Annotated in this window: 22 protein-coding genes; 15 read left to right on the top strand and 7 right to left on the bottom strand. The window is 54.5% G+C overall.

Annotation, left to right across the window (positions count from 1 at the left end):
* The first annotated feature begins 31 nt into the window (after positions 1-31).
* Both yegS and P8S54_RS04280 read left to right on the top strand, forming a co-directional pair.
* Positions 32-991, top strand: coding sequence for a lipid kinase YegS (yegS, locus tag P8S54_RS04285; RefSeq protein WP_281443355.1), 960 nt, complete (start codon positions 32-34; stop codon positions 989-991).
* A 65-nt stretch (positions 992-1,056) separates the two neighbouring features.
* Entirely contained in the window at positions 1,057-1,896 is an 840-nt protein-coding gene (locus tag P8S54_RS04280) for a hypothetical protein (protein ID WP_281443354.1), read from the top strand.
* A 135-nt stretch (positions 1,897-2,031) separates the two neighbouring features.
* On the opposite strand, the gene P8S54_RS04275 is transcribed toward P8S54_RS04280, so the two are convergent.
* Complete coding sequence (locus P8S54_RS04275) at positions 2,032-2,235, bottom strand: cold-shock protein (protein WP_009099969.1); 204 nt, start codon at positions 2,233-2,235, stop codon at positions 2,032-2,034.
* A gap of 134 nt (positions 2,236-2,369) precedes the next feature.
* Here P8S54_RS04275 and P8S54_RS04270 point away from each other — a divergent pair, with 134 nt between their 5' ends.
* Positions 2,370-3,026, top strand: coding sequence for a LysE family translocator (locus P8S54_RS04270; RefSeq protein ID WP_281444061.1), 657 nt, complete (start codon positions 2,370-2,372; stop codon positions 3,024-3,026).
* Positions 3,027-3,063: 37 nt separating this feature from the next.
* Here P8S54_RS04270 and P8S54_RS04265 read toward each other — a convergent pair whose 3' ends face one another.
* On the bottom strand, positions 3,064-5,013 hold the full coding sequence (locus tag P8S54_RS04265) for a transglycosylase SLT domain-containing protein (RefSeq protein ID WP_281443353.1): 1,950 nt from the start codon (positions 5,011-5,013) through the stop codon (positions 3,064-3,066).
* A 100-nt stretch (positions 5,014-5,113) separates the two neighbouring features.
* Here P8S54_RS04265 and P8S54_RS04260 point away from each other — a divergent pair, with 100 nt between their 5' ends.
* The 4 genes from P8S54_RS04260 (at position 5,114) to sixA (ending at position 9,120) form a co-directional block, all read left to right on the top strand.
* Positions 5,114-5,461, top strand: coding sequence for a YkvA family protein (locus P8S54_RS04260; RefSeq protein ID WP_281443352.1), 348 nt, complete (start codon positions 5,114-5,116; stop codon positions 5,459-5,461).
* Between the two features lie 100 nt (positions 5,462-5,561).
* A complete protein-coding gene (gene htpG, locus P8S54_RS04255) occupies positions 5,562-7,466 on the top strand; it encodes a molecular chaperone HtpG (RefSeq protein ID WP_281443351.1) in 1,905 nt (634 codons plus the stop codon).
* A 99-nt stretch (positions 7,467-7,565) separates the two neighbouring features.
* Positions 7,566-8,633, top strand: coding sequence for an NAD(P)H-dependent glycerol-3-phosphate dehydrogenase (locus P8S54_RS04250; RefSeq protein ID WP_281443350.1), 1,068 nt, complete (start codon positions 7,566-7,568; stop codon positions 8,631-8,633).
* Positions 8,626-9,120 (top strand): phosphohistidine phosphatase SixA, encoded by a 495-nt coding sequence (sixA, locus tag P8S54_RS04245; RefSeq protein WP_281443349.1) that lies wholly within the window; start codon positions 8,626-8,628, stop codon positions 9,118-9,120. Before P8S54_RS04250 ends, sixA begins: the two co-directional genes overlap by 8 nt.
* A gap of 91 nt (positions 9,121-9,211) precedes the next feature.
* Here sixA and gatB read toward each other — a convergent pair whose 3' ends face one another.
* From gatB to gatC, 3 genes are all read right to left on the bottom strand, one after another.
* Positions 9,212-10,666 (bottom strand): Asp-tRNA(Asn)/Glu-tRNA(Gln) amidotransferase subunit GatB, encoded by a 1,455-nt coding sequence (gene gatB, locus P8S54_RS04240; protein ID WP_009099976.1) that lies wholly within the window; start codon positions 10,664-10,666, stop codon positions 9,212-9,214.
* Positions 10,666-12,126, bottom strand: a complete 1,461-nt coding sequence (gene gatA, locus P8S54_RS04235; RefSeq protein WP_281443348.1) for an Asp-tRNA(Asn)/Glu-tRNA(Gln) amidotransferase subunit GatA — start codon at positions 12,124-12,126, stop codon at positions 10,666-10,668. Before gatA ends, gatB begins: the two co-directional genes overlap by 1 nt.
* 93 nt (positions 12,127-12,219) lie before the next feature.
* Positions 12,220-12,507, bottom strand: a complete 288-nt coding sequence (gene gatC, locus P8S54_RS04230; RefSeq protein ID WP_009099979.1) for an Asp-tRNA(Asn)/Glu-tRNA(Gln) amidotransferase subunit GatC — start codon at positions 12,505-12,507, stop codon at positions 12,220-12,222.
* Positions 12,508-12,736: 229 nt separating this feature from the next.
* Here gatC and P8S54_RS04225 point away from each other — a divergent pair, with 229 nt between their 5' ends.
* The 7 genes from P8S54_RS04225 to tldD all read left to right on the top strand — a co-directional run bounded on the left by P8S54_RS04225 (position 12,737) and on the right by tldD (position 22,780).
* Entirely contained in the window at positions 12,737-13,774 is a 1,038-nt protein-coding gene (locus P8S54_RS04225) for a rod shape-determining protein (RefSeq protein WP_009099980.1), read from the top strand.
* A 23-nt stretch (positions 13,775-13,797) separates the two neighbouring features.
* Complete coding sequence (gene mreC / locus P8S54_RS04220; protein ID WP_281443347.1) at positions 13,798-14,739, top strand: rod shape-determining protein MreC; 942 nt, start codon at positions 13,798-13,800, stop codon at positions 14,737-14,739.
* Positions 14,739-15,227 (top strand): rod shape-determining protein MreD, encoded by a 489-nt coding sequence (mreD, locus tag P8S54_RS04215; protein WP_009099982.1) that lies wholly within the window; start codon positions 14,739-14,741, stop codon positions 15,225-15,227. Before mreC ends, mreD begins: the two co-directional genes overlap by 1 nt.
* Before the next feature lie 82 nt (positions 15,228-15,309).
* Entirely contained in the window at positions 15,310-15,948 is a 639-nt protein-coding gene (locus P8S54_RS04210) for a Maf family protein (protein ID WP_281443346.1), read from the top strand.
* Between the two features lie 57 nt (positions 15,949-16,005).
* Entirely contained in the window at positions 16,006-17,469 is a 1,464-nt protein-coding gene (gene rng / locus P8S54_RS04205) for a ribonuclease G (RefSeq protein ID WP_009099987.1), read from the top strand.
* The gene (locus tag P8S54_RS04200; RefSeq protein ID WP_281443345.1) at positions 17,469-21,329 is read left to right on the top strand and encodes an AsmA-like C-terminal region-containing protein; all 3,861 of its coding nucleotides are present in this window, start codon (positions 17,469-17,471) and stop codon (positions 21,327-21,329) included. The genes rng and P8S54_RS04200 overlap by 1 nt, the downstream gene beginning before the upstream one ends.
* Entirely contained in the window at positions 21,326-22,780 is a 1,455-nt protein-coding gene (tldD, locus tag P8S54_RS04195) for a metalloprotease TldD (protein WP_281443344.1), read from the top strand. Before P8S54_RS04200 ends, tldD begins: the two co-directional genes overlap by 4 nt.
* Positions 22,781-22,787: 7 nt before the next feature.
* Here the strand turns inward: tldD and yjgA are convergent, their stop codons facing one another.
* On the bottom strand, positions 22,788-23,309 hold the full coding sequence (gene yjgA, locus P8S54_RS04190) for a ribosome biogenesis factor YjgA (RefSeq protein ID WP_009099990.1): 522 nt from the start codon (positions 23,307-23,309) through the stop codon (positions 22,788-22,790).
* A 97-nt stretch (positions 23,310-23,406) separates the two neighbouring features.
* Between yjgA and pmbA the strand changes: the two genes are divergently transcribed.
* Positions 23,407-24,747: a metalloprotease PmbA gene (gene pmbA, locus P8S54_RS04185; protein WP_281443343.1), complete on the top strand. Its 1,341-nt coding sequence runs from the start codon at positions 23,407-23,409 to the stop codon at positions 24,745-24,747.
* A 40-nt stretch (positions 24,748-24,787) separates the two neighbouring features.
* Here the strand turns inward: pmbA and P8S54_RS04180 are convergent, their stop codons facing one another.
* Complete coding sequence (locus tag P8S54_RS04180; RefSeq protein ID WP_009099995.1) at positions 24,788-25,057, bottom strand: HPr family phosphocarrier protein; 270 nt, start codon at positions 25,055-25,057, stop codon at positions 24,788-24,790.
* Positions 25,058-25,070 lie beyond the last annotated feature (13 nt).

The raw sequence follows: 25,070 nt of genomic DNA, 5'->3' as shown, positions 1-25,070 counted from the left end.
AGCGAATTAACCATGGAAAGGGAAAACCTAGGTGGACGATTCACAGCAACGTTATTTACTCATTATTAATGGTAAGTCTGCCGGTAATCCGGAACTTCGCGAAGCCGTTGAAGAGCAAAGAGAAGCAGGGAAGCAGATTATCGTTCGTTCAACCTGGGAGGGGGGGGACGCGGCTACATTTGCTGCTCAATCGGTTGAACTGGGGGCAACCTGTGTGGTTGCCTGCGGTGGCGATGGAACTGTCAGCGAAGTGGTTAATGGCTTGATGCAGCTAGCGCATGATCAGCGTCCTGCAATGGGGATTGTGCCCCTTGGCAGCGCCAACGATTTCGCTACATCCGTTGGCTTGCCACTGGAGCCAGGGCCTGCACTAGCCGCGGCGTTGACGCTTTCAGCGTCGCCCATTGACGTGGTGCGCGTAACAGCAGAAGCGCAGGGCGAGGACTTCACCAGCTACTATGTCAACATGACGACAGGTGGCTTCGGAGCTGAAATTACCTCATCCACCCCTAAAACGCTAAAGCGCATGCTGGGTGGAGGGGCTTATTCGCTGATGGGCGCATTAAAGGCATGGCGGCACCGAAGCTATCGCGGCACGCTGCACTGGGGCGATGAGGAGCGCAGTGCGGAATTACTGCTATTAGCACTAGGTAACGGGCGCCAGTCGGGTGGAGGGCAAGTATTAGCCCCCAGCGCTAAGTTAGATGACGGCCGCTTAGATGTGCTGGTGGTTAAGGATTTCACCTCTGTTTTAGAGCTGCCAACGTTAATCAGCGAGTTGCAGCAGTTCCCTAAAGAAGGTCGCTATGTGAGCTACTTCACCGTCAGCCAGCTAACGGTGACCACCCAACAAGATGATCCTCCCTGGCCGTTAACGCTGGATGGAGAAGCGCGGCATTATGACCGATTCTGCGTTGAGATTGTGCCACTGGCATTGAAGGTGCTGCTACCTGATGAGTGCCCGCTATTGGCAGCGAATGATCGATGCTAAAGGCGACTGCTATTTTTAGCGGCTGCTACAATTTTAAAATATAGCCACCTGAGGAGAATGGTTCGATGGTAAATCGTTTATGGATACCTGCGCTTGCTGCCCTAGCACTGCTGCTAAGTGCCTGTGGTGAAAGCCAGGAAGAGCCTACTGTCGCCCCTGAAGAGAGTGCATCATCGGTATCGGATGATGAGGTGGTTCAACAGGAGGATGCGCCTGCAGCAGCAGAGAACGCCGCAGAAATGCCCGATCCTGAAGAAATTGAGGATGATGTAGAAGCGCGTCAAGCCGCTGAAGAGCTTGAGCAGGCCGAAGCGTTACGCGCTGAGGGCGAAGATGAGTTGGATGAAGAGCAGCCCCAAGGCGCTGAAGAGATACAGGCTGGAGAAGACACCTTAGCTGCAGACCCAGAAGATGCATTAGATGAAGCAAGCGCAATGCCTGGGGAAACAACACGTTCAGATGTCGATGATGTTATTGCTGAAACAGAGCGCCGTTTTGAAGAGGCCCAGCGCCGCTTGGATCAACAGTTCCAGGAAGTAGAGCAGCAGTCCACTGCTCTGGAGCCGATGGAGAGTGACGACTTTTCCTCAAGCTGGGAAACGGAGAGCAGTTTGCCAGAGAGTCCTCGTTTAGAGGATGACCTGGAAGCTACCGATGTTGATGCGCTAATCGAAGATACTGAGCGTCGTTTTGAAGAAGCTCAGCAGCGATTAAACGAGCAGTTTGAAGAGATTGAACGGGAACGTACCAATGGTGCAGGTATCGATGGCTTAGAACCTTACAGTTCCGAAATGGATAGTTCAGAGGCGGCTAATAGCCAAGAAGATGGCTCAGAAGAAGCGGACACAGAAGAAAACGCTGATGATACAGAGGCAGAGCTTGAGAGCTTAAACGCCACTCAATAAGCCCTCACGCGAGAATCTGCCCACAAAAAAGGCCCGCACTTCGGGCCTTTGGGATATTCGTGGTTGGCGCTGTTTTGACTGTTTTAAGACGGGGTGTTGTCGTTGGTCACTCCAACCGTCGCCAATTGTTAATGGCTAGGCTAGGCGGATGTTTGATGCCTGAAGACCTTTTTTACCCTGGGTGACGTCAAAGCTAACCTTTTGACCATCAGGCAGGGTCTTAAAACCCTCCGCTTGGATTTCAGAAAAGTGTGCGAATAGATCATCGCCCCCGTCATCAGGTGCGATGAAGCCATAACCTTTGGTGTCGTTGAACCACTTGACAGTGCCCGTTGCCATTGCTCGTATCCTTAACATGCTTAATGAAGTAACGAGCAGAGTTATTGTGTGCTCGCCAAGATCACTTTAGAAGCAAAAAAACAGCGCGTCCAGCGACGAATGAGTAACGCTTTTTAACCTATTGGGCTTATATGATGGTGCAAATCACCTTTATAGATGGGCAATTTATTTCTTTTTTGATTGCGATTACGCTGCTTTCAATAAGTCCTGGAGTGGATACTCTGCTGGTAATACGTAATACCGCTCGCGGTGGCGTTCGAGATGGCGTAGTAACGAGTATCGCTATCTGTTGCGGGCTATTTGTGCATGCCACTATTTCAGCGCTGGGTATCTCTTTAATTTTGCTGCAGTCAGCATGGGCTTTTCATCTGCTTAAGCTTGCCGGGGCGGCTTACTTGATTTGGCTTGGTGTGGCTAGCCTGCTGGCGGCTCGCCGAGGCACCGCATTGCCCGTCCAAAGTGTTTTGCAAACTGCATCGCCAGTATCTATCTGGCAACCGGTTAAAGAAGGGTTGCTCTCTAACGTACTTAACCCCAAAACGGTCGTGTTCTATATGGCTTTTTTGCCACAGTTTATCGCGCCAACAGACCCCGCTTTATTAAAGTCGCTGTGGCTAGCCGGTGTTCATTTTGTGATTGCCAATATTTGGCAAATTAGCGTTGTGTTAATGGTAGGTGGGGCAAGTAAATGGCTGGCCAGCGCTCGTTTTGCGCAAACATTAAATGCAGCCACTGGGGCTGTGTTGATAATGTTTGGTGTGCGCTTAGCCCTAGAGCAGCGCCCGGTATAACCGGGCGCTAGCTCAAGCAATTAAGTCCGTTAAGTGATTAGCGGCGAACGAGGAGGGCCCGGTCATAGTGTACGGCTTTCTCATTCTCACTGAGTAGAGATACGCCGTCGCTATTCCCGCCGTTGGCTAAGCTTTCGAAAATAACGCGGTAGCTAAGGACTGCTTGAACATAATCGCGGGTTTCTCGGAACGGAATGCTCTCCACGAACAAATCAAATGACTCCACGCCGCTACCCAACCACTGGTCTACCCGCCCGGGGCCTGCATTATAGGCAGCTGCCGCGGCTAGGCGATTGCCTTGGTAGCGCTCAATTTTGTCGCGTAGATAAGTGCTACCCAAGCGGATATTGAGTTCTGGATCTAGTACGCCATAGGGGCCTGGGTCGTTAAGACCTAACTGGCGGCTGACCTGGCTTGCTGTGCCTGGCATTAGCTGCATGAGGCCCCGTGCACCTGCTGGCGAAAGAGCAACAGGGTTATAAGCGCTTTCACGACGGGTAATGGCCATTAATAGGAACGGGTCGACGCCGGTTAAACGCCCCCAGTGCATAAAGCTGTCGTGATAAGCGGGGGGGAAGCGCCAGTCAAGGGCATCCCACATCTCAGCAGCAATGGTGGTTTGCACTAAGCGCGCATGCCACTGCTGGTGTGCGGCGTAGTCAGCAAGGGCGCGCGCCTGCTGAGGAGTGCCATTGCGCACAGCGTGTAGCCACTCACTGTTGGCAAGCCCCTCTTCACCAATACGCAGTAACGCTTCGGTACGCTGTACGGCGGGCAGCTGCGCCGTTAGTTCTCTGGATGCCTCATCAAAATGATTGCGTTCTAAGTTGAGCTGATAAGGCTGATTAAGCCGTTCGGCAGCGGCAAAGCCGTAAAAACTGCGGTCAGTAGCCGCCTGACGATAACGTGCTTCGGCAGCATCGTGGTTGCCGAGCTGATGGTTGGCCCGTGCCAGCCAATACTGCCAGCGGCTCCTCTCTTGCTGGCTGGCTGGCATTTCTGTAATCCAATGCATGACCTCTGTCCATTGACGCTCGGCCAGGGCGCGGCGAACCCGAAGTTCCAGTACGCGCTCACTTTCCAGGCTGGGTAATACACTGTCTACCCAACTTAGGGTGCCTGGCACATCGCGTACTAAGGCATAAAAAGCTAGCTCTTCTTCAATCGGCTGTCGGTCGGCGGCTGCTAAGCTCAAGCGTGGCCCGATCTCCTGCCAAGCCGAAAAGGCAGCGGGGGTATTTTCCCGCGTGTAGCGCTGCATGGCGGCTTTGTAAAAGGCGGATGTAGCGGCACATTCAGGGCCAAGGCAGGCGGGTGCTGAGGTGAGTGCGCGGGAGTTATTGCTAACAGACTCAACCGTCTCGCGGGCCGTTTGCCATTGGCCACTTAGAAGCCCGCCTAGGTAGCTGCTTAAACGCTCCTCGCCCGCTTGCCATGCAAGCATTTTTCGTTCCCAAATAGCCGTGGCATTAATCGTTCCATCTGATCTTAGGCGGCTAAATAGTGTGTTACAGGCATCAGGCTGTGAGCTGCCGACCCGCCATAGCGCAAGGCCTGCTTCTCTAGCCTGCTGAGGCTCTCTGTCCAGTAGGGCCGTATAGTAATAGCACTGGCGAGCGGTGCCTGCGGGCTCGCCGTCAGCGACTGCTAGCAGATCGCCAAAGCGGCCTGCGTGGCCGTACTTGGCGATGGCTTGACCCCGCATCCACTCGGATAAGGGAGAGTCGGCATGCTGGTCTATAAAGCGCTGTATTTGGCTAGACGAAACATTCGGCAACTGGCCACGCAAGCGGTGATACTCAACGTAGCCATTAAGAATATGCCCCTCAATTGCGCGCTCATCAACCTGCTGCCACTGCTGCTGACGCGCTGCTTCAAGGGCATCGCGCATAGCGGCGTCTGAGGCTGCCCAAGAGACAACCGGTAACCCTACCAATACAGCCGTACAGAGGCTGCGAAGGGTGGAACGAAATGGCGAAGCCTGCATGACACGTCCTCTTGCTGGCTAGCGGGCTAACAGCCGCTATAGTGAACTTAAAGCGTAAACAGTGTTCTGACAATCGTGACACTTAGAGGATTCAATTGCGATGACCCCATTATCCACTTGGTGGTTATTACGTCGACTAAAAACCCGCGTATGGGCAGTTAGACGCATTGGTCGTGCATTAAAGACATTTGTGCCGATGACCCGTGATGTACTGCGCGGCGATTTCCGTCCGGTACCCTGGTCTGCATTTGGCATGATGGCGTTTGCCCTGGCCTATTTGATCATGCCCTTCGACCTCATTCCCGACTTTCTGCTGATTATTGGCCTTGTCGACGATGTAATAATTGTAGGTTGGTTGTTAAACCGCATTGATCAGCGCCTCGCTGACTACCGGGCTTGGAAGTACGCCAGCGTCGATACTTATGCTTCTCCACATTCAGCTTCTTGAAATCGCGCTGCCTAACCCCATATTGAGTTCACATCTTTTTCGCTTCCGTCTTCTGTAGGCGGAAGCATCCAGTAAAACGTGAACAATGAGGGCTAAGCGCATGACGACTGCGACCCACGAAGAAACTCTTGGCTTTCAAACGGAAGTTAAGCAGCTCCTAAACTTGATGATTCACTCCCTGTACTCCAACCGGGAAATTTTCTTACGCGAGCTTATTTCTAACGCCGCTGACGCCTGCGATAAATTACGCTACGCCGCGCTAGACAACGATGCGCTGTACGAAGGCGACAGTGAGCTGCGTATTGAAATTGAGCACGATAGCGACGCTAACACCATTACCTTGCGCGACAACGGCATTGGTATGAATCGTGAAGACGTGATTGCTAACCTGGGAACCATTGCGCGTTCGGGAACGGCCGAGTTCCTTAAACAGCTTTCCGGTGAACAGCAAAAAGACGCCAAGTTAATTGGCCAGTTTGGTGTGGGCTTTTACTCAGGATTTATTGTCGCTGATGAAGTGTCGGTACGCACCCGCAAAGCGGGCACAGCCGCCTCTGATGGAGTTGAGTGGCGCTCGAAAGGCGAGGGTGAGTTCACGGTTGCTGATATTGAGCGTGAGGTTCATGGCACCGAAATTACTCTGCATCTTAAAGAGGATGCTAAAGAGTTCGCAGATGACTACCGCCTGCAGAGCTTAGTGCGTAAGTATTCAGATCACATCGAAGTGCCGGTGCGCATGCCGAAAATCGAAACGGCAAAAGACGACGAGGGCAACGAGATAGAAGGTAGTGAAGTGACTACCTGGGAAACCGTCAATGAAGCCACCGCGCTTTGGGCTCGCCCGAAGAGTGAGGTATCCGACGACGAATATAAAGCGTTTTACAAGCACGTTGCCCATGACTTCAGCGACCCGCTAACCTGGAGCCACAACAAGGTTGAGGGCAAGCTCGAATACACTAGCCTGCTCTATGTGCCTGGTCGTGCGCCGTTTGATATGTTCGAGCGTGATGGCGCTCGTGGCGTCAAACTCTACGTTCAGCGCGTGTTTATTATGGACGACGCCGAACAGTTCTTGCCGCTTTACCTGCGCTTTATTAAAGGCGTGCTGGATACCCGTGATCTATCGCTGAATGTGTCCCGCGAGCTGCTTCAGCAAGATCCCAAGGTTGATAAAATTAAGGGTGCATTAACTAAGCGCGGCTTGGATATGCTCAAAAAACTGTCCAAAGACAGTGAGCAGTACCAGACGTTCTGGAATACCTTTGGTAGCGTGCTGAAAGAGGGGCCGGGAGAGGATTTCGCTAACCGTGAAAAAATTGCCGGTCTACTGCGCTTTGCTTCTACCCATACAGACTCTGCTGCCCAAGAGCACGCCTTGGCAGATTATGTTGAGCGCATGAAGGAAGGCCAGAAGAAGATCTACTACGTGGTGGCGGACAGCTTTAATGCGGCAAAAAACAGCCCACACTTGGAGATTTTCCGTAAGAAAGGTATTGAGGTGCTGCTCCTCTCTGACCGTGTTGATGAATGGTTAATGAGCCACCTGACTGAGTTTGACGGTAAATCCTTTGCCGATGTGGCAAAAGGTGAGCTAGACCTTGGCGACGTGGAAGACGAGGCCGAGAAAAAAGCGCAGGAAGAGACCGCTAAAGCGAAGGAAGACTTGGTGAAGCGCGTTAAAGAAGCGCTAAGCGACGGCGTGCAGGATGTAAAAATCACCCATCGCTTAACAGACTCGCCGGCCTGCGTTGTTCTGCCGGAACATGAAATGGGCTACCAGATGCGCCGCATTATGGAAGCCGCCGGCCAAAAAATGCCGGAAGTAAAACCTATTTTAGAATTGAACCCTGAGCATGCTCTGGTGGCGCGTTTGGAAAACGCCGAAGGCGATCTGTTCGGTCAATTAGCCCATATTCTGCTGGATCAGGCCATTATCGCTGAAGGTGGCCAGCTAGATGACCCGGCTGCTTACGTTAAACGACTCAACAGTGTATTAACTGCCTAATGAACAGCTAACGCTGCTACGGCCCGCTTGAAACCCAAGCGGGCCGTTTAGTTTGGTAAGGTATGCCGCATACGAGTGAACAACTACCAGGATATCGTTATGGCTGAACAGCAGATCAATGTCGCGGTACTTGGCGGCGGCAGTTTTGGGACTGCGCTGGCCAGCATTGCCGCAGATAACGGCGCTAATGTGCGCCAGTGGATGCGCGATGAGGCGCTGGTAACGCAAATTAACCACGAACATCGCAACGGGCGCTATTTGCCGCACTACGCCATTAACCCGGTGGTACAGGCGTCTACGGATATGCAGGCCGTGCTTGAAGGTGCCGAGTTGGTATTAATTGCAATACCTTCCAAGGCCTTTCGTAGCGTTGTGCAGGCTGCAAAGCCTTGGCTGACGTCTACGCAAATTTTGGTCAGTACTACCAAGGGTATTGAGCAAGACAGCTTTTTACTGATGAGCCAAGTGCTTGAGCAAGAGACAGGCTTTACGCATATTGGCGTGATTGCTGGGCCTAATTTGGCATCTGAAATAGCTGACAAGCAGCTAACCGCTACGGTGATTGCCAGTGCCGACGCGCTTACCCGCACACGAGTGCAGCAAGCGCTAGGCTGTGGCTATTTTCGTGTGTACGCCAGCAATGACCGCCACGGTGTTGAGCTGGGCGGCGCGCTCAAAAACATTTACGCCATTGCCGCTGGTATGGCGGCAGCGCTCGGCATGGGCGAAAACACCCGCAGTATGCTGATGACCCGTGCGCTGGCTGAAATGAGTCGCTTTGCGGTCGCTCAGGGAGCTAACCCTATGACGTTCTTGGGCTTAGCCGGGGTGGGTGATTTAATTGTTACCTGTTCGTCTAACTTGTCTCGTAACTACCGAGTAGGCTTTTCTATGGGTGAAGGGCGCAGCCTAGAAGAAGCTGTCTCGGCGCTTGGGCAAGTCGCAGAGGGCGTGAACACGGTTAAACTGGTGTGTGAAAAGGCTCGCGAAATGGGCGTTTACATGCCGCTGGCGGAGGGGTTAAACCGCGTGCTGTTCGAGGGTGTGCCTGCTCAGGAGATGGCGGGAACGCTGATGATGGGCGAGCAAAGCAGCGACGTGGAGTTTATCTTGCCCCGCGAGGCCGTTCAGCAGGCGCACCGCAACAGCGGAGGCTGGCATGAGTAGCGGAGCGCGCCAGCTGCTGATTATGCGCCATGGGGAAGCCGCCCCTGGCTTTCCTGATCACGCTCGGTTGCTTACACCACGTGGCGAACAAGAAGCCGATAGCATGGCGCGCTGGCTGGCAGTGCGAATTGAACAGGGCGAATTAGCGCTACCCATACTGTATGCAAGCCCTTATGTGCGTGCCCAGCAAACGGCCCAGCGCTTTAGCGATGCCTTAGGCGTGGCGCTTCATACCCTGGACTTTATTACGCCTGATGATTCGCCTGCTGCCGTGAGTGATTGGCTGCTGAGTCAGCCTGAAGGTGACGCGATTATGTTGGTCAGTCATATGCCGCTAGTGGGCGATTTGACGGGGCTTTTAGTAGAAGGGGCCGCTAGCCAAGGGGTAGGGTTTCCTACTGCGGCAATCGCGGAGCTGGACGCTGACGTTTGGGCCGCAGGCTGCGCGCGATTAACCCGTTTTACTCAGCCTGGTGAGTTGTTATAGCGATACAAAAAAGCGGCTGCCAAGGCAGCCGCTATGATCCATACAATATGCGTCAATATTAAGGGTGCTTTAGACCGTTGCACTCGGTTTTTTACAACAGCGCATCCAGTTTCTCTTTGAGCAAGCCGTTTACCTGCTGTGGGTTAGCGGTGCCCCGAGAGGCTTTCATCACCTGCCCCACAAAATAGCCAATCATCTTGCCGCGTTTTTCTGGCTCAGAATCACGGTATTGGGCCACTTGGGCCGGGCTTTCAGCGATCACTTGGTCGATCATTGCTTCAATGGCCCCGCTGTCAGTCACCTGCTTAAGGCCTTTGGTTTCAATGACCTCATCGGCCGACTCACCCTGACCATTCCACAGCGCCTGGAAGACCTCTTTAGCGGCCTTGCCATTAATGGTGTCGTCCAGTACGCGGCTGATCAGTTCGCCTAGCTGGCGCGCAGAAACTGGGCTGTTAGTAATGCTCAAGTTTTCGCGGTTTAGCGCGCCTGACAGCTCGCCTTGCACCCAGTTGGCGGCCTGCTTAGCATCGCCGCATACCCGGTGTACTTCCTCAAAAAACTCAGCCATTTCACGGCTGGCAGAGAGTACGTTTGCGTCGTAAGCAGATAGCCCAAGCGCGGCTTGAAAGCGCGCCCGTTTGTCAGCGGGTAGCTCGGGCAGTTGGCTTCGCAGGTGCTCAAGGTAAGCCTGATCTAACACCACCGGGAGTAGGTCCGGGCAGGGGAAGTAGCGGTAGTCGTTAGCTTCTTCTTTGGTACGCATGCTGCGAGTTTCATCGCGTTCGGGGTCAAACAGGCGGGTTTCCTGTACCACCTTACCGCCATCTTCGATCAGCTCGATTTGACGCTCAACTTCAAAAGCGATGGCCCGCTCGACAAAACGAAACGAGTTGACGTTTTTAATTTCCGCACGGGTGCCAAAGGCTTCCTGGCCTTTCGGGCGCACCGACACGTTAACGTCGCAGCGCATGGAGCCTTCGGCCATGTTGCCGTCGGAAATGCCCAGATAGGTCACGATGGAGTGGATTGCTTTGAGATACGCCGCGGCTTCTTTCGCGTTGCGCATGTCTGGCTCAGAGACTATTTCCAGCAGCGGCGTGCCTGCTCGGTTTAAGTCAATACCGGTCATGCCGTGGAAGTCTTCGTGCAGCGATTTGCCTGCGTCTTCCTCAAGGTGAGCGTGGTGGATGCGAATACGTTTAGTGGTGCCGTCGTCCAGGGTTATCTCAACTTCACCGGCACCCACAATCGGATGATACATCTGGCTGGTTTGGTAGCCTTTGGGCAAATCCGGGTAAAAATAGTTTTTGCGGTCAAACACTGACACTTCAGGAATGTCGGCATGAACCGCAAGACCGAACTGCACCGCCATGGCGACGGCCTGCTCGTTAAGTACTGGCAAGACGCCTGGCAAGCCTAAATCAACGGCGCAGGCCTGTGTATTTGGCTCTGCGCCAAAGGCAGTCGAGGCGCCGGAGAATATCTTTGAGCGTGTTGCAAGCTGAACATGGACTTCAAGCCCAATCACCGTTTCCCATTGCATTAGGCGTTCTCCTCGGCAAAAGCAGGAAGTTTTAAGTGCCAATCGGTGGCTTGCTGAAACTGATGTGCCACGTTAAGCAGCTGCGCCTCGGCAAAGTGGGTGCCCAGAATTTGTAGGCCGATAGGACGACCTCCCGCAAAGCCCGCCGGTACGCTAATACCTGGAATGCCTGCAAGGTTGACGGCAATGGTGTAGATATCTTGCAAGTACATTGATACTGGGTCTTTTTTAGCGCCAAGATCAAAAGCAGGCGTAGGCGAGGCTGGCCCCATCAGTACGTCCACATCTTCAAAAGCGTCTAAGAAATCCTGGCGTATCAGGCGGCGTACTTTTTGCGCTTTAGTGTAGTAAGCGTCAAAAAAGCCTTCGGACAGCGTGTGGGTGCCGATCAGAATGCGGCGTTTAACCTCTTCACCAAACCCCTCTGCCCGCGAGCGGGTGTAAAGGTCAATCAAGTCAGCCGGCGCATCGCAGCGATGGCCAAAGCGCACACCGTCATAGCGGGAGAGATTAGAAGACGCTTCGGCCGGAGCAATGACGTAGTAAGCGGGAATCGCATAATGGGTGTGCGGCAAGCTAACTTCTCTCACCGTGGCACCTAACGATTCATAGACCTTCACCGCTTCGCGGACGGCTTTCTCAACCTCAGGGTCAAGGCCGTCGCCAAAATACTCTTTTGGCAGGCCGATTTTAAGTCCTGACAGCGGTGCATTAAGGGTTTCGGTGTAGTCAGGAACGCCGCGGGCAACGCTGGTGGAATCGCGCACATCATGCCCGGCAATCACGTTGAGCAGATGGGCACAATCTTCTGCACTGCGCGCCATGGGGCCTGCTTGGTCAAGGCTTGAGGCGTAGGCGATGATGCCGTAGCGGGAGACGCGTCCGTAGGTAGGCTTCAGGCCTGTGATGCCACAAAATGCCGCGGGTTGGCGAATAGAGCCACCGGTATCAGTGCCCATGGCGGCGGGTACTAGCCCTGCTGCTACGGCAGCGGCGCTACCACCTGAGCTGCCACCGGGCACTGCTGATAAATCCCAGGGGTTTTTCACTGCGCCGAAGTAGCTGTTTTCATTGGATGAGCCCATGGCGAACTCATCCATATTGGTTTTGCCCAGGCTGATGGTGCCGGCCACGCTGAGTTTTTCTACCACGGTGGCATCATAGGGCGCGATAAAGTTATCGAGCATTTTTGAGCCGCAGGTGGTTTTCACCCCGTGGGTACAGAAAATATCTTTCAGTGCCAGGGGAATGCCTGCCAGCGCTCCGGCGTTGCCCGCTGCGCGTGCTTGGTCGGCAACGTCGGCCTGATTGAGCGCTTGCTCAGCGGTCACAGTGATAAAGCTATTGAGCGTCCCATCGGCTTGCTCAATGCGCTGTAAAAAGTGCGAGGTAAGCTCGCGGCTGGAAAACTCGCCGCTTTTAAGCGCGGCGGCCAGTTGGGTAACGGTTTTGTCATGCATGACCCGGAAGCTCCGTTCGGGGGCGAAAAGGAGAGGCGGAGAGAAAACAGCGCCGCCCGCTGGGTGGGCGGGGGGTTCCACTCATTCCACTATTTATTCCACGACGCGCGGTACAAGGTAGAGGCCTTCTTCCACCGCGGGGGCGCAGCGTTGGAAGTTATCGCGCTGGTTGGTTTCCGTTACCTCGTCGGCACGCAGGCGCTGGGTGGCATCCAGCGGGTGTGCAAGTGGCACAACACCTTCTGTATCAACGCTTTGCAGTTGATCGACCATGTCCAGGATGCGGCTTAGGTCGTCCACAAAGCCACTGGCTTGGTCATCGCTAACGGCGAGTCGGGCCAAGTGCGCGGCCCGGCGCACATGAGAGTCTTCAAGCGCCATGATCGAGATTTCCTCGCAAATGTGATGGAACATATTCCGCGTTCAGCGGTATACATACGGTCATCTTAAATTCGTCTTGTGTTGCAGACGTAGAAAATAGCCGCAAAAGGTACCACATATTGGCCCTTGCGGGCAGTGTTAGGCGAGACTCGCGCTTGCTGCCAAGGGGTTGCGGTGATACCGTTTGCATCCGCACAGGGTTCCCGGTCTGCACTAGGTAACAACATCCATGTTCAAACGTCTGAGGGGGCTGTTTTCCAGCGATCTATCGATCGACTTGGGTACGGCCAACACACTGATTTATGTACGCGGTCGTGGCATCGTTCTCGATGAACCGTCCGTGGTTGCCATCCGCCAGTCTGGCAATATGCGCAGCGTGGCGTCGGTAGGCACCGATGCCAAACGTATGCTTGGCCGCACGCCAGGCAACATTACCGCCATCCGCCCGATGAAAGATGGCGTTATCGCCGACTTTACCGTTACCGAGCAGATGCTTCAGCACTTTATCCGTAAAGTCCATCAGAGCACTTTCCTCACACCAAGCCCTCGGGTTCTGGTCTGTGTGCCGTGTATGTCCACCCAAGTGGAACGGCGTGCAATCCGCGAATCAGCGGAAGGCGCTGGCGCTCGTGAAGTGTTTCTGATTGAAGAGCCAATGGCAGCGGCCATTGGTGCTGGGCTTCCGGTAGAAGAGGCTCAAGGCTCGATGGTGGTGGATATCGGTGGTGGTACCACTGAAATTGCCATTATCTCGCTTAATGGCGTGGTTTATTCAGAGTCTATTCGCGTCGGTGGTGACCGTTTCGATGAAGCAATCACTGCGTACGTGCGCCGTCACTACGGAAGTCTAATTGGCGAAGCCACTGCAGAGCGCATCAAAGAAGAGATTGGTTGCGCTTACCCCGGCGGCGAACTGCGCGAGATCGATGTGCGCGGTCGTAACTTAGCTGAGGGTATTCCGCGGAGCTTTACACTTAATTCCCACGAGATTCTAGAGGCGCTGCAGGAAACGCTCGCCTCTATTGTGGCGGCGGTGAAGAGCGCACTTGAGCAGTCTCCGCCAGAGCTTGCCTCTGACATCGCTGAGCGTGGTTTGGTGCTAACTGGCGGTGGGGCTTTGTTACGCGATCTTGATAAGTTGATTGCTGAAGAAACAGGCTTACCCGTGATTGTGGCGGAAGATCCGCTTACCTGTGTCGCGCGAGGCGGCGGTAAGGCGCTTGAAATGATTGATCAGCATACCTTTGAGTTGCTGTCTAGCGACTGATAAGAGCGGTTTATCGCGGGGGATTGCCTATTAAACCGCTGTTTTCGCACGGGCCGTTGCCGGGTTACCGGCTGTTCTTCTGCGTGTTGGCAGCAAGCGTTTTAATGTTTGTTGACCAGCGATTTACGCGCATGGAAGATGTTCGCGCCCAAATGACCATGATTGTGGCCCCTATTCAGTGGGTAGTTAGCGTGCCTAGCGATCTACTGAATTGGGGGGCGCTTGCGCTTTCCGATCAGCAAGCGTTGGTGGACGAAAATCGCCGCTTACGTGAGCAGATTCTAACGCTTTCTCACCGCGGTCAGCGTTTAGCCAGCTTAACCGCTGAAAATGCTGAGCTGCGTAGCCTGCTACAGGCCGCAGAGCGACATGAAATTCCCTACATGACCGCCGAGCTACTCTCCCTGGATAACGATCCTTTTAGCCACCAGATGGTGGTTGACCGCGGGCATCGCAATGGTGCCTATGTTGGCCAACCAGTCATTGACGCATTTGGTCTAGTGGGGCAGGTGACAGCCGTGTCGGCGTACTCTAGTCGCGTCCTTTTACTCGCAGATGCAAGTCATGCGCTTCCTGTTCAGGTGAATCGGAATGGGCTGCGTTTTATCGTGCAGGGTACTGGACGCTATGGCAGCGTTAGCGTACTGCATGTGCCGGATACTGCGGATATTCGCGAGGGTGATTTGCTGACTACCTCTGGGCTGGCCGAGCGCTTTCCGCCCGGCTATCCAGTAGCGAGAGTAACCGAGGTGTATCATGACCCGGGCCAGCCGTTTGCCCAGGTAACCGCTGAACCCTCCGCCCAGCTGCAGCGTTCGCGGCATTTTCTGTTGCTGTTTCCCCCTCCGCCCGAGGAGTTAGGTGATGCGGATTGGGATGAGGACATGGATATATCAGCCAGTGCGATCCACGCGGCGCAGCGTCTTAGGCTACCCAATCAACCAGTGACTCAGGAGGTGCCCTAATGGCACGAGCACCCGCGGTGCCACTGGTAGTGGTGTGGTTGAGCTTTTTACTGGCGCTGTGTTTGCAAGTAATGCCTCTGGCTGATGGTTGGCAGGTATATCGACCCGAGTGGATTGGCCTCATGTTGGTCTACTGGTGTATGCGGGCGCCTAGTCGGGTAGGGGTGTTTCACGGTTTTGTGATTGGTATTTTGATGGATTTAATTGAGGGAACATCGCTCGGCCAACATGCGGTCATACTTTCGCTGTTGGCTTTTTTATGTGCGTTGGTTTACCCGCGCTTTCGTACCTATTCCTTAGTTCAACAAGCGGTATTAGTGCTGGTTTTATTGGGCATTGTGCAGTTGATTGAACAGTGGTTGCGCACGCTAACGGGTGATTTTTCAATCCACTTATCCTTCTTAATTCCCTCTATAATTAGCGCGTTGCTATGGCCATGGCTTGCGACCATGCTGCGCGCATTGGAGCGCCGCTTAGCAGGTGCCTGATATAGGCGTTGAGTAATGATGAGTATCTGGTGTTTACAGGCCTATATGCCGGTGCGAACTAACCGCATACAGAGAGGCTCTGATGAGTAAGCCACAGCGATTAGACGCTACCACAGCACCGCGTAAAGAGCCTGCGCCGTTGCTGTGCCTGGCCTCTGCGTCACCAAGGCGCAAAGCGCTGCTGGCCTCTATCGGTGTTCCCGTGAGTGTGTTGCCCAGTGACGTAGATGAAACGCCTTTAGTTGGCGAGATGCCTAGCGCTTATGTTGAGAGGCTGGCGATTGCCAAAGCACAAGCGGCAGTGCCGCAAACCAAGTTGCCGGTGTTAGGGTCGGATACGGCGGTTGTGATTGATGGCACCATAATGGGCAAGCCTTGCGACGAACAAGACGCCGCCGCAATGCTCTCAGCGCTTTCTGGGCGAACCCATCAGGTGCTAACGGCGGTCGCGGTGGTGGGCCCCCAGGGTGTACTCTCTTGCTGTGTCACCACGCAAGTGAAGATGCGTGTAATTGATCAGGATGAAATAGCTTGCTACTGGCAAACCGGCGAGCCAGTGGATAAGGCCGGTGGCTATGCGATTCAAGGCCTAGCGGCGGTGTTTGTTGAGCAAATTCACGGTAGTCACTCCGCCGTCGTGGGGCTGCCGCTATTCGAAACAACGCGCTTGTTGTGCCAGCAAGGGGTGCCTATATGGGCGGGGCGTTATCGAAGTACGTGACCGCTGTTTCACCGCCTGCTGTGCTGGCAAGGATTATGACCCAATAAGGAATTTTGCATGAGCGGTGAAGTCCTCATAAATTTAACGCCAATGGAGACCCGCGTTGCGCTGGTAGAAAATGGCGTACTACAAGAGGCGCTAATTGAGCGCTCACGCCGGCGCGGCATCGTAGGTAATATCTACAAAGGTAAAGTAGTGCGGGTACTGCCTGGTATGCAGGCTGCCTTTGTTGATATTGGCTTAGAGCGTGCAGCATTCATTCATGCCCATGAAGTGATGCCGCCGGGTACGCCCAGTGATGAGCAGCAAACGATTGGTCAGTTACTCCATGAGGGGCAGGCGCTGGTGGTGCAGGTCACCAAAGACCCGATTGGCAGCAAAGGTGCGCGACTGACAACGCACCTTTCAATTCCTTCACGCTACCTTGTTTACATGCCTGACTCGCCACACCATGGCGTCTCCCAGCGTATTGAAGATGATCGCGAGCGGGAGCGGCTTAAAGCCCTGCTGGATAAGGGTATAGAAGAGCAAACCATCGATGTGACCGGGGGGTTTATCGTCCGCACAGCGGCTGAAGGCGTGGGCGAAGAAGAGCTGGCAGGGGATATGTATTTTCTGCTGCGCATCTGGCGCAAAGTAAGTGAGCGTAAAATCACGGCTGTTCCGCCTAGCGTCATCTACGACGACCTACCGCTTTTTATGCGCACGTTACGCGATGTGATGCGTGATGATATTGAAAAAGTGCGTATCGACTCCCGGGAAAACTTTGTCAAACTCGTGGAGTTCGCCGAAGAGTTTATGCCCGAGGCGGTGGATCGTATTGAGTACTACCCCGGCGAGCGCCCTATTTTTGACCTTTACAGTGTTGAGGATGAAATTCAAAAAGCGTTAGGGCGTAAAGTGCAGTTAAAGTCGGGCGGCTACTTAGTGATTGACCCCACTGAAGCCATGACCACCATTGATGTCAATACCGGGGGCTATGTCGGTCACCGTAATCTCGAAGAAACCATTTTTAAAACCAATCTTGAAGCGGCGACGGCGATAGCGCGTCAGCTGCGGTTGCGCAACTTGGGCGGTATTATCATTATCGACTTTATCGATATGATAGATGTTGAGCATCAACGTCAGGTGCTGCGCGTACTGGAAAAAGCCCTAGAGCGGGATCACGCTAAAACCAAGTGTACCGGGGTAACCGAGCTTGGCTTAGTTCAGTTGACCCGCAAGCGTACGCGCGAAAGCTTGGAGCAGACATTGTGTGAAGCGTGTCCTACGTGTAGCGGACGCGGCACATTGAAAACTCCTGAAACTGTTTGCTATGAAATTTTTCGTGAAATACTGCGCGAAGAGCGAGCTTACAGCGCTGAGACGTATATGGTACTCGCATCCCAGCCAGTGGTAGACCGCTTGTTGGATGAAGAGTCCGCAGCAGTGGCTGACCTGGAGAGCTTTATCAACAAAACGATCCGTTTTCAGGTTGAGCAGCACTACTCCCAAGAACAGTACGATATTGTGCTGATGTAATGATAGCGCTACGTTCGTGGGGGCGGTGGCTCCTGATTGCATTTGCGTGGCTGCTTGGCATGCTGGCCATACTGCTTTTGGTAATAAGGCTGCTGATTAGCCAAGTAGGGGCGCTAACGCCCAACATTGAAGCGCTCCTTGAAGCGCGTATCGGCGTACCGGTGACTATTGAGCACCTTTCTCTCTCCCTTGAGCGCAACGATTTATTTCTGCGCTTAGAGGGCTTACAAGCAGCAACGCCGCAAGGGCAACGGCTGCTATCCCTTGAGCAGGCCCACCTGCGGCTTGATAGCTGGGCCTCGCTCCTAAGTGTTGCCCCCATTTTTAACGATGCCCGTATTACTGGGGCTGAGTTTCATCTTTACCAGCAGCAAGACGCTGCTTGGGGCTGGCCAAACCCTGCCGAGCTACCCGAGTTTATAGCGCCAGAGCCTACGCTGGATTTAGCCAAAATTGATAAGTGGGCAGGCATTATCCTGCGTCAGCGCTTGTGGGTGGATAACACACGCGTTGTGCTGCATGGAGAAGAAGATGAGGTGGCCATGCATGCGCCTACCTTATTGCTCAACGGTGACGAGCGGCGCACACGGCTAGAGGGGGTAGTGAATATTTTAGAAACCCCCGACCTAAGTGATGAAGAGGCCCTTCCTGCGCTGAATATGCAGGTGGAAATGCAGCCAGGGCAGCGAGGGTTTAGCGACTTCTCGGCGGCACTACAGCTCGATATGCAGCTTGATCACTTGCTGTCATTAGCGGCGGTATTTCGGCCGGACTATATGCCCCACCTAGAACAGGCAGGGGGCGAAGTTAAGCTGTGGGGACGATGGCATAGCGGTCGGCTCGATGAAGCGCGCCTGGCGGTGGATATCCCCGAGCTTACTCTGCGCCATGAAATTCAATACGCGGTATTACAAGATATTGAGGCAACTGGCCTTTGGCAGCGTGATGGTGAGGGTGGCAAAGCGTGGCTAAGCGCCGACGCTGACAGTGTTGAGTGGGCGCGCCCCTCTGGCATTAGTGATGGCCCAGCGCTACCGAACCACTGGTATTTGTCGCATCAGGCTGATTTTTGGGAGCTTCGCACAAGTGCTTTTGAACTCTCTTCACTGACCGCCTGGCGCGACTATGTGCTGTTGCCTGAATCAGTAACCCGGGTGCTTCAAACCCTTTCCCCCAGTGGCCAAGTTCAAGGGCTAAGTGTTGGCCAGCATGAGGGGCGCTGGGGGGTTGATGCGGCGCTGACCAATGTTGCCGTTTTGCCCTGGCAGCAGGCGCCCGGCGGCGGCCCACTGGATGCCTGGGTACAAGCGCGGGATTTTCGCGGCCGAGTGACCTTCAGTAGCGCGGGAGAGAGTTCGCTACATTTTCCTGGGTTATTTATTGCCCCCATGCAGCTTAGTCATGCCCAAGGCGTGGTGGAGTGGGTCTATGATGGCCCCAATACAATGATTAGTGGTCGTGATTTAGCCGTGCAGTGGGATGGTGCAGAGGTTAGCGGTGGCTTTGGGTTAATTAGGGATAAAGAGAGTGGTCAATTTGGTTTAGATATCGATTTTGCCAACGTCGATGCTGTGGAATACCCCTTGTCTCACTGGCTGCCCATCTACGCGTTTGAACCCGGAATGCGTGAATGGCTGCTCAACGATATCGGAGGCTATGTGCCCAACGGGTCTCTCCAGCTTAGCCTGCCCTTAGCTACCGACCAAACAGCCGATGAGCTCTCTGCGACGCTGGCTCTGTCGGTAACACAGGGGCATATGCCTATCGCGCCCGACTGGCCACGGCTAGAGCACGTGGAGGGGCGGTTGACCTGGAAAGAGCAAGTGCTTGAGGCCCACATTGAGTATGCCGAGAGCCACGGTGTGCAGGCGTCTGAAGGTGAGTTGATAATGGCCGATGAGCAGCTAAGGCTCTCTGGGCAATTAAAGAGCGATGGCCAATCGCTACTTCAGTTTCTCAAGGCTATTCCTAATGTCGATATGTCGTTGCTTGACGATGTGCGTGCTGAAGGCCATGTAGAGGGAGATATTGCCCTGTCGCTACCGCTTAATGCGCCTGACACCTTGCAGGTAGAGGTCAATGCCCGCCCGCAGTTTTCAAGCATCGCCTACCAGCCCCTAGAATTACCCTTAACCAATGTTGAGGGCGCGCTGACCTGGCAGCAGCATGGCGAAAACTATGTTTTGTCAGGTAATGCCAGCGGTCGGCTGCTAGGTGGCCGAATTGTGGCGGATGTTAATAGCCAGCAAGACCGAATCGACTTACGTGGCGATGTTAATACCGCTGCGCTGTTCCGCTTGGCAGACATACCTGCTGAACAGGCTCGCCAAGTATTTGAGGGCAGTGCTGAGTGGCGTGGTCAGGTCCGCCTTGAGCCGACGCCTAAGGTAACTCTCGAAAGCCGTTGGCTGGGCGTGGTGAGTCACTTACCTGAACCCTTCGCTAAAACCGCTGAGCAGCCCTGGCCCTGGCGCTTTACGGCCGATATAGAGAGCGGGCGACTGGAAACCCAGCTAGCCGAGCTTATTCATGCGCGTGGGCAGCCGTTAGCAAATGGCGAATTAGCCGGCGAGTTGGCGCTGGGGGCTGCGTCGTTGCCGCAAGGCTGGCTGCGCCAGCCAGGCTTTAACGTCGTCGCCGAACTACCTGAAATAGACCCAATGGCATGGCATGCAGCGGTTGCGCCGCTGATGCAAAGCCAGTCGCCGGTAGATATTGATTACGAAGAGAGCGAAGCACCTATCTCGCTAAGGGTAAGTACCCCGTGTTTACGCTACCGCAGCGAATGCTTTGGTGAAATTAACATGTCGGGCGATATCCATGGGCAGCAGATGGGAATGCTGCTTAGCGGTGATTTAATCTCGGGTCGGGTTGAGTATCGCCCCAAGACCGCGCGGCCTCTGGATATAATGATTACTTCGCTGGAGGCCGAGCGACTGTTCGACATGCCCTCTAAAGAACATAGTAGCAGTGAAGCTTCACCCGCCTCATGGGTAGAGGCAGTGGAAACACGATACTCAACGTCGGCACCCATTCCTTCATGGCTGGCCGAGCTGCCCAGTGGTCGGTTACGACTTGCAGAAATCAGCTTGGGTGGGGGGCGGTTTGGCCCGCTAACGGCCTATTGGCAAACCGATGATCGACGCTTTTCGCTGTCACCCGTTGGGTTGACCCTTGGCCAGCTTTCGGCTCGGGGCGAACTATTTTGGGAAGGCAGTGCGGTGAACAGTCAAACGCGGGCCGATATTTCAATCCTCGGAGGGGATGTGGGTACTGCCCTAGAGCGGCTTGGCCAGCCGGTGGCGATGCGTAGCCGTTCAACGGACATCAACGCTGAGCTAGCATGGCCTGGCGCACCCTGGCAGCTTGACTTGAGCCGAGCGGGCGGCGAGATTGATATCGATATCCGTGATGGCCGTTTTGTGACATTGGAGTCCGCGCCCGCAAGGTTGGTTGGGCTGCTTAATTTTGACAACATATTACGCCGATTACGTCTGGATTTTTCTGATGTTACGGGTCAAGGCACCGCTTTTGATAGGGTATATGGCACAGCGGATGTGGCTGGTGGGAAGTTAATGATGCGCGGGCCGTTGCATATTGAAGCCCCGGCAGCCTCAATGACGCTTACCGGCAACATCAACCTAGCGCAGCGTGAACTCGATCAGCGTTTAGGCGTCACACTGCCAGTTAGCCAAAGTTTACCCATCGCGGCCATTGCCGTGGGCGCCCCCATTGTGGGGGGCGCCTTATTCCTCGCCGACCAGCTGTTTGGCGATGCGTTTGATCGAGCGACGACTATTCACTATCGCGTGCGAGGTCCCTGGACATCGCCGCAGGTTACCTTAGAAGGCCCTCAATGACCGCACTTAAAAGCGATTTAGATACCGCTGTTTCCATTCTGTTAACGCCGAGTGGTCTTGACCTAGATGCGTTGGACACAGGGCTTGGCTATGCCATGGGGGCAGGCATCGACTACGCCGATCTCTATTTTCAGCGCACCTGGCAAGAGGGATGGGTGTTGGAAGATGGCGAGGTAAAAGAAGCCAGCTACAACATTGATGGTGGGGTGGGTGTACGTTCGCTAGCAGGCGAAAAAACCGGCTTTGCCTACTCAAACCAGATTACCGCCGATGCGCTGGTGGACACTGGCCGCACCGCAGCGGGGATTGTACGTAGCGGCAAGCAGCTCTCTGGGCAGGCGGTAAGGCCTGTTTCTGTAGCGCCCTTTTATGCAGGCATTGACCCGCTGGCAGGCCTCACAGCAGAAGATAAGGTTGCGCTACTGAAAGAGGCCGACCGCGTGGCGCGTGCGGCTGACCCTTGTATCAGTCAAGTAAGCGCTTCACTGTCCGGTACCTACGAAGTAGTGCTGGTACGTGCCAGCGATGGCACTTTAGCAGCAGATATCCGCCCGCTAGTGCGTTTTAATGTCAGCGTTATTGCCTTTAAAAATGGCCGTCGCGAACGCGGCAGTGCAGGGGGTGGTGGGCGTTACTCCATGGCAAGGCTGCGAGATGAGGGCGTTGCCGCGCGTTACGCCAAAGAGGCGGTGCGCCAAGCCTTGGTAAATTTAGATGCAGTGGACGCGCCTGCAGGGCAAATGCCAGTAGTGCTCGGCGCCGGGTGGCCAGGCATCCTGCTACACGAAGCGGTTGGCCATGGTTTGGAGGGGGATTTTAACCGTAAAGGTAGCTCGGCGTTCGCTGGGCGAATGGGTCAGCGTGTTGCTGCCAAAGGCGTGACTATTGTCGACGATGCTACGTTATCAGATGGGCGTGGGTCGCTCAGCGTTGATGATGAAGGCACGCCTGGACAAAATACGCCGCTCATCGAAAACGGTATTTTAACGGGTTATATGCAGGACAAGCTTAACGCCCGTTTAATGAACATGGCGCCGACCGGCAATGCGCGGCGCGAGTCATTCGCCCACCTGCCGATGCCGCGGATGACCAATACCGTCATGTTAGCTGGCCAGGATGAGCCGAGCGACATTATTAAGAGCGTCAAGCGCGGTATCTATGCGGTGAGTTTTGGTGGCGGGCAGGTGGATATTACGTCGGGCAAGTTTGTGTTCTCGGCTAGCGAAGCCTATCTCATCGAAGATGGCAAAATTACTGCGCCTGTAAAAGGCGCTACCCTTATCGGTAATGGGCCAGAAGCCATGGGAAGAGTCTCTATGATTGGCCACGATGCGGAAATGGACACAGGTATTGGGGTGTGTGGCAAAGAGGGGCAAGGCGTACCGGTCGGCGTTGGTCAGCCCACCTTGAAGCTAGATGAGCTGACCGTTGGTGGCACCCAGTCGTCTTAACCCAAACTTAGAGGGCCAGCGTCTCGCGTAGGTGCTTGAAAAGCTTACGCGAGCTGGTGGGTGGCTTGCTTTGTTCGCGCTCTTTTCGTGCATTGCGCACTAGCTGGCGCAGCGTCTGGCGGTCGCCGTCAGGGTACTCGGCAAGAAATAAGTCAACACCGTCATCGCCTTCGTCGATTAAACGGTCACGCCATTTCTCAAGGCGATGAAAGGCATGGTCACGCTGCTCTTTCTCTTGTTCAATGCCGTCAAATACCCCTTGAATAGCGACGAGGTCTTCTTTGCGAATAAGTTTTCCCACGTACTGCATGTGGCGTCGACGCCCTTCATGGGAGCGGATGCGGGAGGTTTCCTCAATGGCTCGCAGCATGTCATCAGAGAGCGGAAAGCGCGCCAGTTCTGCGGGCTTCATGGCAATAAGTGTTTCGCCAAGTGCCTGTAACGCATGCATTTCTCGTTTTAGCTGAGATTTGCTCGGGCGTTCTTCCTGTTCATCACTATCGAAGGGTTCGGGGCGTTTCTTAGGCATACTAGAACTCACTGATCAGATTCGTTTGCAGCATTATATCAGCTGCGACAACAACATTGATTCGCCAATGCGATTCTGGCGAAAAGGAGGCCACAACATGGCACAGGCATTTGACGCAACCTCACAGCAGGCGCTGTTAACTACACGTGCAGAAGAGGCGTTGGCGCTGGCAAAACAGCTCGGTGCAGATGCAGCTGAAGTAGGTGCAAGCGTCGACCAAGGCGTGGGCATCAGCGTGCGCTTGGGCGAGGTGGAAACGGTAGAGCTTTCACGCGACCAAGGAATCGCCGTGACGCTGTATGTGGGGCAGCGTAAAGGCAGTGCGTCGTCGTCCGATGCAAGCAGTGCCTCTATTAAAGCGACGGTGGAAAAGGCCCTGGCGATTGCCCGCTACACAGGGGAAGACCCCGCTGCAGGGTTGGCTGATGCTGCCCTGATGGCATCGCATTTGCCCGATTTAAAAGTGCATTACCCTTGGCCGCTAACCACCGATGAGGCTATTGAGATAGCCTTGGCCTGCGAGCAGGCTGGCCGCAGCGTGGCGGGGATTCACCAGTCGGAGGGGGCATCGCTCTCTAGTGGTGAAGGCGTGCGTGTCTATGCCAATAGCCACGGTTTTTTGGGAACGCAAAAGGGTAGCAGTCACTCGCTTTCCTGCATGTTAATCGCCCAGGATGAAAATGGCATGCAGCGGGACTATGACTACACCTCGGCGCGAAATCCGAGCGAGCTTCGTGATCCTGAAAGCGTGGGGCAAGAGGCGGCTGCTCGGACACTTAGGCGCTTAGGCGCGAAGCGCCCACCGACAGGCACCTTCCCCGTACTTTTTGATCCTACGCTTGCCAGTGGGCTAATTGGCCACCTGATGGGCGCGTTAGCGGGCGGCGCGCTCTATCGTCAGGCATCTTTTTTATGCGACCGATTAGGAACGCCACTTTTTCCCAACTGGTTTAGCCTAGAAGAGCGACCGATGGAAGTGGGGGCAACCGCAAGCTCTCCCTTCGATGGCGAAGGCGTGCAAACGCGCAATAACCGCTTTATTGACCAGGGAAATATCGCAAGCTATATGCTTTCATCCTACAGCGCTCGCCGTTTAGGGATGCAAACCACGGCTAATGCTGGCGGTGCGCGTAATATTCGATTGGTAAACCCTGCCACGAGCCGGGACGCGCTGCTGAAAGAGATGGGTCGGGGGATTTGGGTAACCGAGCTAATGGGGCAGGGCGTTAATGGCGTTACCGGTGACTATTCAAGAGGGGCCGCGGGTTTTTGGGTTGAAAATGGGAAAGTGCAGTACCCTATAGAAGAGTTCACCATTGCTGGGAATCTCAACACCATGTTTGCGGGCTTGGTCGGTGTTGCTGATGACATAGACACTCGTGGCAGTATTCACACCGGCAGTTGGTTAATTGATGCCATGACGGTCGCAGGCAGCTAGCAACTCATGTTTGGGGATAGCGGTTAGCTGATTAGTACCATCATTGATCCTCATCAAATCTCGCGTCGAACAGGCTTTGGATGGCCTCCAGCGCCTGTTCAGCGTCATCGCCCTCTGCGATAACCTTTAACTCGGTGCCACAAGGTGCTGCTAGCATCAGTAGCGACATAATATTAGCCGCGTCGGCCTTTTGCTGTTGCTTGTAAACGAAAATGTTGGCTGAAAACTGTTGCCCGCATTTGACCAGTTTAGTCGCCGCTCGCGCGTGTAAGCCGCGCTGATTGGTAAGGGTTAAATTTCGTTCTGGCACCCTGGTTCCTTTT

This window comes from Halomonas sp. M1, assembly GCF_029581375.1.
Taxonomy (GTDB): domain Bacteria; phylum Pseudomonadota; class Gammaproteobacteria; order Pseudomonadales; family Halomonadaceae; genus Vreelandella.
The sequence above is the reverse complement of the archived record's forward strand: the minus strand, read 5'-3'. Positions and strand labels throughout refer to the sequence as shown.